At 33.6% G+C, this 12,513-nt stretch carries 13 protein-coding genes and 2 pseudogenes; 10 read left to right on the top strand and 5 right to left on the bottom strand.

The annotated features are described in order from the left end of the window. Positions 1–788: hypothetical protein (locus tag ACIQXF_RS02890; RefSeq protein WP_402778841.1), on the top strand; the 788-nt coding region annotated here is incomplete at its 5' end. Positions 789–1,248: 460 nt separating this feature from the next. On the opposite strand, the pseudogene ACIQXF_RS02885 reads toward ACIQXF_RS02890, so the two are convergent. After that, positions 1,249–1,473 (bottom strand): annotated as a pseudogene (locus ACIQXF_RS02885) (tyrosine-type recombinase/integrase); the annotation flags it as partial. After that, on the bottom strand, positions 1,433–1,699 hold the full coding sequence (locus ACIQXF_RS02880) for a hypothetical protein (protein ID WP_402779114.1): 267 nt from the start codon (positions 1,697–1,699) through the stop codon (positions 1,433–1,435). The pseudogene ACIQXF_RS02885 and the gene ACIQXF_RS02880, both read right to left, overlap by 41 nt. A 382-nt stretch (positions 1,700–2,081) precedes the next feature. Between ACIQXF_RS02880 and ACIQXF_RS02875 the strand changes: the two genes are divergently transcribed. The 4 genes from ACIQXF_RS02875 (at position 2,082) to ACIQXF_RS02860 (ending at position 5,534) form a co-directional block, all read left to right on the top strand. Further along, positions 2,082–2,648: a TetR/AcrR family transcriptional regulator gene (locus ACIQXF_RS02875; protein ID WP_402778838.1), complete on the top strand. Its 567-nt coding sequence runs from the start codon at positions 2,082–2,084 to the stop codon at positions 2,646–2,648. 57 nt (positions 2,649–2,705) lie between these two features. After that, positions 2,706–4,562: an alpha/beta fold hydrolase gene (locus ACIQXF_RS02870; RefSeq protein WP_402778835.1), complete on the top strand. Its 1,857-nt coding sequence runs from the start codon at positions 2,706–2,708 to the stop codon at positions 4,560–4,562. 304 nt (positions 4,563–4,866) lie between these two features. After that, positions 4,867–5,121 carry a hypothetical protein gene (locus ACIQXF_RS02865; RefSeq protein WP_402778832.1) on the top strand — a complete coding sequence of 85 codons (255 nt, stop codon included), beginning with the start codon at positions 4,867–4,869 and terminating at the stop codon, positions 5,119–5,121. After that, positions 5,115–5,534 (top strand): tunicamycin resistance protein, encoded by a 420-nt coding sequence (locus ACIQXF_RS02860; RefSeq protein ID WP_402778829.1) that lies wholly within the window; start codon positions 5,115–5,117, stop codon positions 5,532–5,534. The genes ACIQXF_RS02865 and ACIQXF_RS02860 overlap by 7 nt, the downstream gene beginning before the upstream one ends. A 444-nt stretch (positions 5,535–5,978) precedes the next feature. Here the strand turns inward: ACIQXF_RS02860 and ACIQXF_RS02855 are convergent, their stop codons facing one another. Next, positions 5,979–6,125, bottom strand: a complete 147-nt coding sequence (locus tag ACIQXF_RS02855) for a YrzI family small protein (RefSeq protein ID WP_402778826.1) — start codon at positions 6,123–6,125, stop codon at positions 5,979–5,981. 980 nt (positions 6,126–7,105) lie between these two features. On the opposite strand from ACIQXF_RS02855, the gene ACIQXF_RS02850 reads away from it, so the two are divergent. The 3 genes from ACIQXF_RS02850 (at position 7,106) to ACIQXF_RS02840 (ending at position 9,231) form a co-directional block, all read left to right on the top strand. After that, positions 7,106–7,270 carry a hypothetical protein gene (locus ACIQXF_RS02850; protein ID WP_402778823.1) on the top strand — a complete coding sequence of 55 codons (165 nt, stop codon included), beginning with the start codon at positions 7,106–7,108 and terminating at the stop codon, positions 7,268–7,270. 354 nt (positions 7,271–7,624) lie between these two features. Then, positions 7,625–8,065: a hypothetical protein gene (locus tag ACIQXF_RS02845; protein WP_402778820.1), complete on the top strand. Its 441-nt coding sequence runs from the start codon at positions 7,625–7,627 to the stop codon at positions 8,063–8,065. A 731-nt stretch (positions 8,066–8,796) separates the two neighbouring features. Then, positions 8,797–9,231: a lipoprotein gene (locus tag ACIQXF_RS02840; RefSeq protein ID WP_402778818.1), complete on the top strand. Its 435-nt coding sequence runs from the start codon at positions 8,797–8,799 to the stop codon at positions 9,229–9,231. 485 nt (positions 9,232–9,716) lie between these two features. Here the strand turns inward: ACIQXF_RS02840 and ACIQXF_RS02835 are convergent. Next, positions 9,717–10,216 (bottom strand): annotated as a pseudogene (locus ACIQXF_RS02835) (tyrosine-type recombinase/integrase). A gap of 176 nt (positions 10,217–10,392) precedes the next feature. Continuing rightward, on the bottom strand, positions 10,393–10,620 hold the full coding sequence (locus ACIQXF_RS02830) for a site-specific integrase (RefSeq protein ID WP_402778815.1): 228 nt from the start codon (positions 10,618–10,620) through the stop codon (positions 10,393–10,395). 518 nt (positions 10,621–11,138) lie between these two features. On the opposite strand from ACIQXF_RS02830, the gene ACIQXF_RS02825 reads away from it, so the two are divergent. Both ACIQXF_RS02825 and ACIQXF_RS02820 read left to right on the top strand, forming a co-directional pair. Further along, positions 11,139–11,612, top strand: coding sequence for an SMP-30/gluconolactonase/LRE family protein (locus ACIQXF_RS02825; protein ID WP_402778813.1), 474 nt, complete (start codon positions 11,139–11,141; stop codon positions 11,610–11,612). Then, the gene (locus tag ACIQXF_RS02820; protein WP_402778811.1) at positions 11,585–11,815 is read left to right on the top strand and encodes an SMP-30/gluconolactonase/LRE family protein; all 231 of its coding nucleotides are present in this window, start codon (positions 11,585–11,587) and stop codon (positions 11,813–11,815) included. The genes ACIQXF_RS02825 and ACIQXF_RS02820 overlap by 28 nt, the downstream gene beginning before the upstream one ends. The last annotated feature ends 698 nt before the right edge of the window (positions 11,816–12,513 follow it).

Raw genomic sequence — 12,513 nt, 5'->3', positions numbered from 1 at the left:
TCTATATAAATGGAGGTATGCTGTCAGATAGCCAATTATCGGATAATATCGAAGCATTAAATCAAACGGACACCGTCATCCAAAGTGAGTCTTCCAGCTATATAAATGGAGATATGTTGTCAGATAGCCAATTATCGGATAATATCGAAGCATTAAATCAAACGGACACCGTCATCCAAAGTGAGTCTTCCAACTATATAAATGGAGGTATGCTGTCAGATAGCCAATTCACCGAAAATGAAATCTATGTCCCAGCCACAACAAGTGGAACTATCTTCGTCTACACAGCCAGTAATGACACGACTGTCGAGTTAGTTGCACCGGACGGAACGATTATGACAGCCTCAGGCCCTATAAAAGATGATACGATTATCTCAGGCGCAAGTCTCTATTCATTCCAGCTTGACGAGTTCATCGAAGGTTCCTGGACTGTACAAATGAAGGCAACGAATACAAAGGATGCCTACCTGCTTGTCTCCTCCTTTGATGAATCTGAGAAGATTGAGCTTAACATGGCTGGCAAGGGTAAGGCAGACCAAACATCCTTCACCTTGAAAGCACCGAAGCAAGCTGGAACAACAAGTCTTTCCTTCAAATTCAAGGATCCTGAAGGAAATGAACTTAAGCAATCGATCATTCCTAATACAACAAACGGAGCCGAGTTCACATCCAAGCTGCCGAAGGTTTCAACGCCTGGTGTTTACAATATGACTGTTGATATGACGACGAAGCACCCGAATGGTAAGGAATCGGTCAGAACTTTGGTCCGGTCAGTTTATATAGAGTAGACGTAAGCGTAAATAGCGCCCACCTGTTTTTCAGGGGGCGCTATTTGGTGCTTATTTTACAGTATAAAAAATTGATAACTTCTGTAAAATACACATGAAGCTCGAGCTTTTGCTCTGAACTGCTATAAACTTCTTGAGTAGGAGATTTGATTTTCACGACATCAAATTAGAGCCTTCACAACTTTTGAAATAACAGCACCTTCAGCTTGACCACTTAACAGAGGTTGGGGGAGATGATTGAGGCTGGCTTAATAACATATAAGCATTATTTATTATTTTGTGATGAAATTATTGATAAATCTGAAAGTCCTCCTTATTGGATTATAGAACTTTCATTAACAAAATTTCAAAACGGTGCAGAAAGAATTGTAAAGGAATTTGCAAATTCGGAACCCTTTGAAAATCTCCCTGAATTGAATGATTTCTATTTGGCTTGTTTATTTTTAAAATATAAACAACGTCAAATATCTTGGGCAAGTTCTCTTTTTAGTGCTGGATGGTATAGTGACGGTTCCCATTGTTCAATCCATTGTGAATTTTTTATGACCTGCTTAATGCTTATGAAAACATGGGTATAGACTTGAGTTGATGTAATACTTTCATGGCCAAGCAGTTCTTGAAGTGTTCGTAAATCAACGTTTTCTTTATTTTGCTGTAACATCAATGTTGCAAATGTATGCCGTAAAAATATGTTTTGCAAGTCTGGCGAGTGCAAATGCTGCAAGTAAAGAAGTTACAGTGAAGCTTAATGGTACCAACTTACAATTCGATGTTTCGCCATGACGATGTGTTAGAAGGATAGCATCTACATTTTCGAAAATGTGAAGTGAAACAGTCAATGAAGTCAATGGATTTTTGCGATAATTTCTAGTGAAAGGGACAAATGAAAGTTTACCAGCTTCACTCAACATCGGATCAATCAGTAATCATTTTCCATTTATTGAGATAATTGATGTAGCATGTCGAATATGCTGTACTGAAATGGGCATAAAAGCATCTCCTCTAAACAATTTAGTGACTACAAAAATAAATTCGTATGTATCTTCCAAAAAAACATATTTGTTTTCTTTTCAAAAATATATGAACCTAGCGTTAAAACACGAGTGAAAAATTGCAAGCCATCCAAAACAGTTTTGGGGTTCAGTTCAACTTTGTTCAAAATGAGATTAATTTTTAGCAGTAAAATCAATTAAAGTATAGCTTTTTTGATTAATTTTTTTATTAAACTAACAAAAATACTTGCAACACCTATTATAGTACTGTACAGTACTAATTATGACAAGGGTAAAACTAATGAATCAAAAACGTGTGATTGAAGTAGCTGCAACATTATTTTTAGAAAAAGGGTTTGCTTATACAAGCATGGATGAATTAGTTCGTGTAAGCAAGGTTTCAAAGTCTAATGTGTATTATCACTTCTCTAATAAGGAAGAATTGTTGGAAGGGGTCGTTGATTATTGGATTGAAATGTATCAATCTGCAATTGATGGCTTACTATCTCAAAACCAATTATTAGTTGAAGATCGTATCCAACTGTTTTTAAAGCAATTATCAAAAGGAGTTCAGACGAGAGAATATAAGGGGAGCTGTCCATTTATTACGCTTTATATTCAAAGCCCTACAAATGCCACAAAAGTAAAAGAAAAAATAGGTCTTTTTTTTGCAGGATTACAAACGAAAGTTTCTCTATTACTTAAACAAGGGGTAGAGAATGGTGAATTTAGAAAGACAATTAATATTGACGAGGTTGCATCTCTTTTTATTACAAATCTTGAAGGAGCGCTATTTATTTCAGAAACACTGAAGGATGCAACTGTAATCATGAAAACAGCAGATCATTTTTTTAACTTGCTTCGATAAAAGAAGCATTTTTTTTACATCAAATTAGTACTGAATAGTACTAAAAGGAGGATTTATATGAGAACAGTATTTTTAACTGGTGGAACAGGTTTTATTGGAAAGCAATTAGTGAAGGAATTAGCCAAAGAGCATGTTACAATTCTTCTATTAGTGAGATCGAAAAGTAAAGCAACACGTATTTATCAAGAAAGAGGCATCTTAAAAGAGGCAGTTATGCACTTTATTGAAGGTGATTTGACGAAAATAGACTTAGGTCTAAGTGCAGAAGATAAGGAGTTGGTATTGAAAACGGATGTGATTATTCACGCAGGAGGCCCCATGGATATTCAAGCGACAAGCAAAGAGGCAGCTTCCGTATTTTTGAATGGTGCCCAACATATTAGTGAATTCGCTAAAAATATTCATCAATTGAAGGGATTGCAACAATTTATTCATGTTGTAGGCTATATGAGTCCCTTTGATGATAAAAATAGCAAGATTGCGATAGATGTGTTTAAAGAAGGAAACAATTTTTTGAAAATAAAAAATCCATATGAGAGAACAAAGTTTTTAGCAGATCTTTATATCCGTCAGCAGGCATCAACAGTAGGTTATCCGCTTTCAGTAATTAATCCACCAACAGTAGTTGGTAGTAGTAAAACAGGGAGTACGGAGCAAACAGGAGGCTTAGGCTTGCTTGTGATGAGTATGCGAAAAGGGCTCATGCCAGTGATTCCTGGAGGTAAGGAATATAGATTACCACTTATTGCAAACGATGAACTAGCAAAGTTTATTGTGCAGGTTTTCAGATTGGAGCAACCAACTATACAAACATATACACTTGTTGAAGATAAACAACATGATCAGAATATTTCAGAATTATTAGATGCTATGTCAGAAAGTATGAATATGACTGCACCTAAAATTTCTGCCCCATTGCCATTTATGAAAGCACTTATGAATAGTGGCGTAAGCAAAATAACCCAAATTCCTGCTGATGGGCTAAACTTTATTACAAATCGAACATTTTCAAATGGTTCAGCGAAAAAGATTATGGGAGAAGATTGGTTTAAGGAGACAAATGTAATGAAATTTTTCCCAGCCGTAATAGCTGATCTGGATTATCGCATGATGTATCAAAATGGCCAGCACAGTCATTTATTTAAACGAACATTATGTAATAATACTACCATTTACCAATCACAAGGAGAGGGTAAACCGTTTATTTTATTACATGGTTTATTAAGTGATGGAGAGGATTTATTTCCTTTAGGGAAAGAGCTTCATGAAAAAACGGGTCGACCTGTATGGATCATGGACCTTCCAGGTTTGGGACGTTCTCCTTTTAAACGAGAGAAAAATCTTTTAAATATCTATTTGAATGTAGTGAAAAAGTTATTGGAGAAAGCTACTAACGATGCCCATCTAATTGGCCATTCATTTGGTGCGTATATTCTTTTGGAAGCATTAGTACAAAAGTACATAGATAAGAAGTATACAATTACTTTACTTCAGCCACCTGTTGCTAAAAAAAATGCTAAATCGATAAATGTTCCTCAATTTATGAACAAATGGACATTGAAGTTGGCAACTACTAATTTAATAGAGCGTTATTTATTAAGTAATGGTTTATTTGAAAGTACGGAGAGCATCCCTGAACATTATATTGAAAAAATAAGTAACAGTTTTACTTCTCCTAGAATTTTAAATACTACGGTTCAGCTTAACAGTTTACTATTGAAAAACGTTCAAGGTGATTTCAATGAAGTAACAAAGTATAATCTTCGCATTATTTGGGGGGATTATGACAGAGGCTATTCTGCTCCTTCGCATCTTGGTAAGGTTGATTTTGTTCCATATGGTCATCATTTTCCTCTTAACCATCCAAGTGAAACGGCTAATTTGGTAATAAAAAATAGTAGTACTAGCAGATGAGAGTGTGGGATAAATAAAAAGCGTGTAGTAAGATCGTTGTGTCTTTGAAATAAAGTCGTACTGTTTGAAAAAAAAGATTGTCTACATGAACGCTGGATATATTTACTTAAGAATCTAATCAATTACAGCGTACATATCAGTATCCTGAGGTAGTAAAATACGAATTGAACAAAGTATTGCTCCTTACGCATGGCATGTAATCACCTTGTGAAGAAATATACTTAAACTCCCATGAAAGAACGTAATAATCTTTATGGATGCCTATATAGAATGATAAGTTTTATAGATAGGTGGGGAGTATGATATGAAAACTAACGACATCGTAATTAACAAAATAATTGATTGGTTAGAGACTGAGGATAAATCTTATGAATGGCTAGCTGAACAATTAGGGGTTAGTAAAGCACTTGTAGGATTTATGTTAAAAGGAGATTGTACTCTAAAATCGGAACGTATTGAACAATTTGCTAGGATAATGAGGATTACGACAAAAGAAAACTTCTTAAAGTTATTGAAAATAGTATGTTATATGACCCTGAAGAAGCAGGTTATATGTTAAGAAATGTTTTACCTGAAGAAATAAAACGATTTGAAGCAGAAACAGGAGATTTTCAAGACTTACAATTATGGAGAGAGTTAACAGTTGAGGTAGCAAGGCTTCTAATATCAAAATATAATGTCAATTTAATTGTACCTATGACTATTAGAAATCCTAAATATTTTAACTATATTTTCAATGGATTTAACAGCATTGACGGCAATACATACCATTTCTGTTTAACAGCAAGTAGGGAGACTATATATGATAGGTTGCGGGAACGTGGAGAAGATGAAGGAAATTGGTGTTTTAAACAAACTGATAAGTGTTTAAAAGCATATAATGATTACAATTTTGGAGAGTACATAGAGACAGAGAATATTAGTGTGAATGCGATTGTTAATACTGTAAGGGAGAAGTTAAATATTCTTTAAAAATTTATATGTTATTAAACTCCCATGAAAGAACTTAATCATCTTTCATTCTCTGTTGTGTAGCGCTGGTTTTGCGCTACATGGATGGCTAACGGGCCGAATAATGGAATTAATCTAAAAATTTCCAAATTCAATTTTAGTATCGAGGAATTACGCTTTTTAGAATTAGAATTTCCCTAACATTGTAATTCCGCATTTTCTTAAACTACATCAAGTTGTATGTGTAAAATATCGCTTAAAAAAGTGCAAAATACCTCCTGAAGCAACCCGTCCTAGATTAGAACGGGTTAGCTTTACTGAGATTATAAAATTAAATAGCTATATTGTCACTTTATATTACTTCATCTGGTGGTTGTGTCTTTCTCCACCCATAAAACTGCATGACGTCTTTTGATCATATAAATCATTTCAATTCCCACCTTTCATGTTTTTTAATTAACAAAATTAATATTGACGAATACGAATATAATTTTCTACTTTTCTTCGGTTCTCTTCAAAGATTTTTTTCACATTTTCATTATGAAGTGCTTCCTCGAGAGAGATCTCACGTTTTTTAATAGTTATCGTGAGAGCAAAAATGTTTAATATCATTTATTATCACCTCCTTAAATTACCATGAAAAAAGAAAAAAACCGTAGAGAGACTCCCCTACGGTGAAAAAAGGCACAAAAATACCGCAGGGGCACACTTCTCCCTGCGGTATGGGTATGCTTAATTACAAAAAAAGCCTTAAGCGATCCATTCCGATCTGGTCGAATGTGTGATTTTCATTTTTACTGAAGTTGTAACTACCAATGACATCAAATTAACAATAACGATCATTTCATTCGACCTCCTTAAGAATTTTTTGTTTACTTTGTAAGTATATCCATCTTTAAGTTGTTTGTAAACACCTTTTACTAAGTTTTCCTGATTGTGTTAATTACTAGAAAAACTCTTTGCTGCTTTACATTGTTAGTTACCTGATTTTTTCGGAGTAGCAAATAGAAGATAGAGGAGACTTAAAGCCAAAAAACATAATTATTATTAAGACAGGGATTTCAGAAATGGTTAAGAATTATTAAATTTAAGGACAATTTAAAGGAAAACCTAAACAAAAATGGATATTTATGTAATTTTAATGTGCTTGAGAATTTTTGTACTTAAAGTAAAGGGGGCTTTAGTTGAAAACCAATCTTCAACAATTGGGCGCGATTGTTGAATAAGCGTTTCTTATCTTATTCAACGAACGGGTGTAGGACGTGGGTATATGATTGATTTTCATATATGAAGTTCTTTTCTTATGCTCTCACAACTAAGCCTGTTACTTCACGCATGGCTTTGTAGCTTCATTCATACAGCCTGTGTGAACGATTCCTCAGCTCCACTATCAGCGCTTGCAGGCTCGTTAAACCCTTCTATAAGCCTGTTACTCATTGCTTGTAACAGTCAATCTATTGTAGTTCGTTTTCCCATTTTTATCCCAACAAACCATCTTCCATGTTACAATTTCTTTGAAGATATAATTTTCTGTTAATTCAAAATGGTAGAAAGGAGATGGTGAGTTGTTAGATAAAATTAAAAAAACATTTATGACCAAAGAGTTAACTTGTGCCAATTGCAATAGGAAAATTGAAGAGGGAGAAGAATTTACTGCTACAATAACAATGCCTTCTGAGAAAAGTATGCTCGTAGGACGCTTAGATACAACAATTGCTAAAGTAGCTAAAAAGGTACTATGTAAGAACTGCAATTAAATATAACGAGGATTACCATAAACCAATCGACAACCAAGACAATAGTCTTCAATCTATGGGCTTGTGCGTAAAATTACACGCAAGTCCTTTTGTTATACTCTTACACTGACCTGAGAGAAATCAAAGCAACCAAGTATCCGTCTTGCTATATCTCGACTCATTTTATAGCTGTTCTATGGGACTTAATAATGCAATTAGCTTAATTGTGATGTACTACCGCAATCCCATCATTACTTGCTTTAAGGCTCACACCTCTCTGCACCAATATTTGTAAATGTGTTACACTATACCAAACAGTAGATTGATTCAGTTATTCAACTAAAGGTGTCTTTAGAAACACTAGGGGGTAAGTGTATGAAAAAGGTATTAATTTCTTTGTTAGCTGTAGTTGTATTAGTAGGTGGGATTAATATTGTATTTAACCTTAAACCACCTAAACCAACTATAACTATTGAAAATAATACTGTAGAAGTGGCACAAGGTTCTTATTGTTGGAATGGACTTATTAACGTTCAATGTGTTGATAAGATTTCCCCGCCAGATTTGATTAAACATCAAGAACTTAAACCTGTTGTTGTATCACCTGGAGCTGAATTAAAAATAGAATTTAATCGTAAACCACTAGAAAATACGTTGGGTGCATCTATATGGTTTAATAAAAACGAAATGGAGAATGTCCCATTAAATGATAATGTTTTATTAGTGCCAAAAGAAAAAGGGGTTTATATTTATAGTGTTTCTGCACATTGGAAAAAAGGAAGTTCGAGTTATGACTTTGTAATTGAAGTTAAGTAAGTCTTTTTCACTAACGGAGGCTTTACTACAAGATGACATAAGAATGTCCGGACATTCTTGTCCCAAAAAGTAGGCCTATATACAGAAAGTACAGAGATTATGGGGTAGTTGATGAATCTAAGCCCTCCTCCACGCCAAATAATTTTAGTTTACATAATATAAATACCTTGGTCACAACTTTCTAATTATCGGATGGTTTCTATAATTTATCGTTCAAAAGGGGATTATTCGTTTAAATAATGCTAATTATCGTTTATTAGCTGGTTGTTACAGAATCACGATACATGTTAGTTAAAATAGAACAGGAATATCTGAAGAGTAAACTATATAGAAAAATTGTTGAATTTGTTTTAAAATATTGCTGAAATGCTGAGAAATAATAATCGGGCAATATAAAGTGTGGCCAACTAATATTATTTTGAATTAGAGAAGATGATACTTTAAGTAAAAGTCTTTCTAACACGATTAAAAACGGTCAGCATTTCTGGCAATGGTCAATAAAATCTATCTATCGGCCAATTTTTACAGGTGGAATAGACTTAGTGAAGTGAGAACACTTATAAATTAGAGAGCAACATGGTTTTAATCATGCTGCTTTTTTACGTTGATGCAATGTGATTAAGTGCCTCGTATATACAACATTTTTTAATTTTTGTAAAATTTTGTAATGTAGGATACTAAAGAACATTTACTATGATCGAGTCTATATTCTATTTATAGGGGTGGTTGAAATGAAAAAAATAATTTTATTAATTTTGATTGTTACTCTTTTGAGTGGATGTAACGGTTTTCTAAACGATATTGTTAGTCAGCCTGAAGGCAAAGTTATTGTGAACGGAGAACAATATACAATGATTCCAAGTAATTTCGAATGGGATGAAGGTGATGTGAAAATAAAAGAAATGCGTCCTCGTGATCTAAATGAATTAGCTGATGATTTTGAAACAATAGATGTCGAAAAAAAAGATATATTAGATTTAGAAATTGAAAAAAACCCTTATTCTATAACAATAACTAAACAGAATGAAGATGGTACAATTGATAATGTTGAAATTAATGATTTTAAAATAACAATGCCTTCTAAAGAAGGATATTATATTTATAAACTCAATGTAACATGGGATAAAGGAAAAGAGACTTTTGTTTTTGATGTTAATGTAAAATAAAAACTACAACTACAATGGTTGATAGTGGAACCAAAAAATTCAAAAGCCAAAACGTATCGATTGAGTAATTAAATATAAATACAATAGTTAGTTAAACAAAATGCCCTTGAGTCTTAAGGGCATTTTTGAATATGGACAAGAATCTACGGACTCTCAAAAAGTTAAGCATTCCATTAGAATATGTCTGTACATTCTTGTACAAAGTGTCTGCAAGTACTTGAACATATACAGTTCATAACTTGATGTATACGCACAACTCAATTGTATCCCGAAAACATTTAAATCAGCATTTTTACATCTAAAAAATACTTCTATCACAACTTAGTCGTACCCTAATGGATTCTCCTTCATATATATCCTTTCATGAAAGTGTTCATGTATTTCTATGTATTCTCTAGGATTTGGTAATCGATTTAGAAGCGAAATATATTAAAGATTATAACCATTATTAAGGGTAGTTTCTTTCTATTGAAAGTAAGAAGGAATCAAAAAGTTCGAAAAGAATCAATTGCTTTCTTTTTCTGTTCAAACTCAACATGGGTATAGACTTGAGTCGATGTAATACTTTCATGGCCATGAGGTTCTTGAAGTGTTCGTAAGTCAACGTTTTCTTTATTTTGCTGTAACATCAATGTTGCAAAAGTATGCCGTAAGTGATGTAGCGTGAAGCGGGTAGGCGGGAGGCCTGCCTTTTTCAACACATCTTTAAAGATGACATGTAACCCACGCGGATCTAATGCTTTACGATTTTTATTTAGGAAAACAGGTTCTGTTGGATATATTTGATCTGATCTTAAAGTGGCTTTATAGGATGCCAGAAGCGGCTTTAAGTGTGGATGAAGGGGCAATATCCGTTCTTTTTTCCTTTTCCATCAACTCGGATCGTTTCGTTTACGAAATCAACTTGTTCCCATGTTAATGAAACAAGTTCAGAGCGTCTCAGACCGGTTGTTGCTAACAATTTAAACATTAGCTCATCCCGCATCGAAAAACGTGATTGGTCGCGTTCTAAATAGCCAAATAGTAGTTGCAAATCGGTTAATGTCATATAGACAGGAAGTTTATCATCGGTTTTCGGTGATTCAATTCCATGCGTAAAATCATTCGTCAGGTAGTGTTCTTTTAGACAATATTTAGTGAACGATTTTAAGGAAGAAATTTTCAGTTCACCGAACGTGGTTTTTGTTTTATTGATCCTAATAGATATTGAATAAAACGACGTACTTGGGTCTTGGTAATCTCATTTAAACAAGTTGAACAACCACGGTTCGTTAAAAAGGCTAAAAAGAGCTGTAAATCGTGTTCATAACTTGTGACCGTATTGACCGAGTAATTTTTTTCAATCTCAATATACAAAACAAATTCATCAATGGCAGCATGTAGTTGCAAGTATAAAAACCTCCAGATAGCGTATTAAACAATAATTATTATCTGTACAAATAAAACCCATTATCGTAAAAAAGGAGAATTATCGTTCACATGAAAATTATAAGGAACTTCAGAATTATAAGTCGAAAAGTACTGATATTATGGGGATGTATATGGACAAGAACCTTTAGACATTAAAAATTGAATTAAACATTGATAAAATAACCAATTTTATAAAATTTGTCTAAAAGTTCTTGTCCAAAATTAAAGACAAGAACTTTTAGACTTTGTATAATAAAGACAAGAACTTCTATACATTGTTTTTTCTGAAAATTCAGGAAAATATAGTGGTGCTTATAAAAAAGTTTGATAATATGTAAAAAAGATTAAATAAGAAATAACTTCTGGTAGATAAATATCGGTAAGAGGTTATTTTTTTTTAATGTTAATGTCCAATCATTAACATTCGTCAGTATTATGCTATTTTTCTTCCTAGTATTATTAAAGAGTATGTACTTATATTCATAAGGAGGGAGAGCATGCAATTTTCAAAGAAGTCTTGTTTTATAGTGTTATTGTGCTTTTGTATAAATTTTTCTACATTATTTCCATCTTTACTTGTAGAAGCTTCGGGAGGAGAGCAATTTACAACTTTTTTACCGAAGGATCCTCAGGCTTATTTCAATTCTCCACAGGGGGTTGCGGTAGATAAGGACGGGAATATGTATGTCGCTGATTCAGAAAATCAACGCATTCAAAAGTTTACATCGGATGGTACTTTCCAAAAAACATGGGGAAGTTCGGGGGCAAGTGACGGTCAGTTTCAATATCCTACTGGAATCGCGGTAGATGCTGCAGGGAATGTGTATGTAGCTGACTATTATAGCCATCGCATTCAAAAGTTTACATCGGATGGTACTTTTCAAAAACATGGGGAGGTTATGGCACAAGTGACGGTCAGTTTCGATATCCGTCTGGAATTGCGGTGGATGTTGCAGGGAATGTGTATGTAGCTGACACATCTAATCAACGCATTCAAAAGTTTACATCGGACGGCACTTTCCTAAAAACATGGGGAAGTGCTGGCACAAGTGACGGTCAGTTTCAATATCCTACTGGAATTGCGATAGATGCTGCAGGGAATGTGTATGTAGCTGACTATTTTAGCCATCGAATACAAAAGTTTACCTCGGATGGTACTTTCCAAAAAACATAGAATGAAGTTTATTCAAGCAATTGAGTCCTTTGTATGTGAGACCCGTTCCCGACTCAAATGCTTTGAGGTGAACACAATCACTATAAAGGTCAGATAGTTTATTAATGGTAATTTAAGGGTATTTTTAAGAGTCGAATGATTGGGTAATGCAGAAAGACATCCCATCACGTCGAATAGTTCTTCACTTCGTAAAACAAGTGTATTGTATTGTTTCCTAATAAATTTTAAGTAAGGTCTTATCAAACCACGCATATAAAATCACACAGCACCTCCTTAGATTATGAAATCTCCCTATTAAATAGACGGATGAAGAAATACTATCTGTTTATTTAATGGGGGGTATTTTTAAGGCCAATTTAAACGTACTTTAAATAAATCAAAGGAAGCCTCGATTTCATTGCGGCTAAAATCTAGTGCACAAGCGAATGATTGTAGATTTATTTCTTGTTTATATGACACACTTTTATCTTTGCCATACATATTGCAAAAAAATTAAAAGAAATTTAGTGTTGTCTACACAGCAACAACAGACGGCACCAAATTGAACAATTTAAAAATGAACTTCATGTAGGTTGGCAACTGTCATTGGATTTTACATGATGAAATAAGTATCTAAAGTAGTCATTTAAAATAATAATTTATATATATGGACTATTTGGGAACTTTTTGAATATTCGGACGTATTAATAAGTATCAAT

Origin of the sequence: Lysinibacillus sp. NPDC097231 (assembly GCF_044761885.1) — a bacterium.
In the GTDB taxonomy this organism is placed as follows: Bacteria; Bacillota; Bacilli; order Bacillales_A; family Planococcaceae; genus Lysinibacillus.
This window is presented reverse-complemented; position numbering and strand designations above follow the sequence as displayed.